Source organism: Hydrogenivirga sp. 128-5-R1-1, assembly GCF_000171895.1.
The window spans coordinates 1-1,435 of record NZ_ABHJ01000358.1; the positions used below are offsets into that span (position 1 = coordinate 1).

Consider the following 1,435-nt stretch of genomic DNA (forward strand, 5'->3'; position numbering starts at 1 on the left):
AGTTAAATCTGACGACATAGAAGGAAGAAAAAGAGTTTATGAGTCTATTATAAAAGGTGTATACCATTACGATATTGGAATACCTGAGTCATTTAAAGTTTTAGTAAGAGAATTAAAAGCATTAGCTCTTGATGTGAATTGTAAAATGGAAGACGGTGAAATAAAAGCCTGTGACCAGGTTGATATAATTTCTAAGAAAAAAGATTTTGAAATATAGTGCTTGGGCTTAATGCCCTTTCCTTTTATTATTATTAGGAGGTTTTAACCTTGATAAAGAAAGATAGAGCTAAGGGACTTATTCCTTTTGACAGCATAAGATTAACACTAGCTTCAAGTGATACAATACGTTCCTGGTCTTATGGTGAAGTTAAAAAACCAGAAACATTAAACTATAGAACATTAAAGCCTGAAAAAGACGGTTTATTCTGTGCAAAAATATTTGGACCTGTAAAAGATTATGAATGTTTATGTGGTAAATATAAAAAGAAAAAGTATGAAGGAACTATATGTGATAGATGTGGAGTTGAAGTTACAAGGTCAGATGTTAGAAGAGAAAGGTTTGGACATATAGAGCTTGCATCTCCAGTGGCTCATATATGGTATTTAAAATCAACGCCTTCCAAATTAGGTAATTTACTTGGGTTAACATCAAGAGATATTGAAAGAGTTATATATTTTGAATCTTACTTAATTATAGAAAGTCCTGAAACGGAAGAGGAAGAAGAAGAATTTGAAAAAGACCCAACAACTATTCCATTTATGGATGGCGGACTTACTAAATGGGTAAAAATATATGTAAAATCAGAAGATGAATTTAGAGAGGAATATGAGTATGAGCACTCAGACAGATATGAATATGGAATGGGTGCAGAAAAGGTAAAAGATGTACTTTCAAGACTTGATTTAGAAGCTTATGCTTTTAAAGTAAAAAAAGAACTTAAAACTTATGGAATAGGGTTTGATGAGCTTGATGCTTCATTTAAAGAAAAACAAGGTAGACTTTATAAAAAGGTAATAACAGAAATAGCAAGGAAACTTTCCGAATTTGGAATTAAATTTGGAGAAGTTTATCCAACAGATAAAGAAATAGATGCAGTTATATCTAAAGATTATTATGTAATAGTAGACCCTAAAGATACAAATCTTGAGCCTGGAAAAATAGTCCATAAAGAGGAAATTGAAGACTTAAAAGCACAATATGGAGAAGATGCTTTTGTATGTTTAACAGGTTCTCAGGCTATTGAAGAACTTTACAAAAAATACAGAGAAAAGAATAAAGATATTCCTCTATTTGACGTTATTAAAGATACGGTTAGACAGACCATTTTGAAAGAAGTGGCAGAGCAAAAACTCAAAAAATTAATCAGAAAATTAAGATTAATTGAAGGATTTATAAAATCTGGAAACAAACCTGAATGGATGATTTTAGATGTTA

General features: G+C 30.7%; 1 protein-coding gene and 1 pseudogene. Both read left to right on the forward strand.

Annotation, left to right across the window (positions count from 1 at the left end; translation table 11 throughout):
• Positions 1–217: RNA polymerase subunit beta (locus tag HG1285_RS01655; protein ID WP_008289340.1), on the forward strand; the 217-nt coding region annotated here is incomplete at its 5' end.
• A 50-nt stretch (positions 218–267) separates the two neighbouring features.
• Positions 268–1,435: pseudogene (locus HG1285_RS01650) on the forward strand (DNA-directed RNA polymerase subunit beta'); the annotation flags it as partial.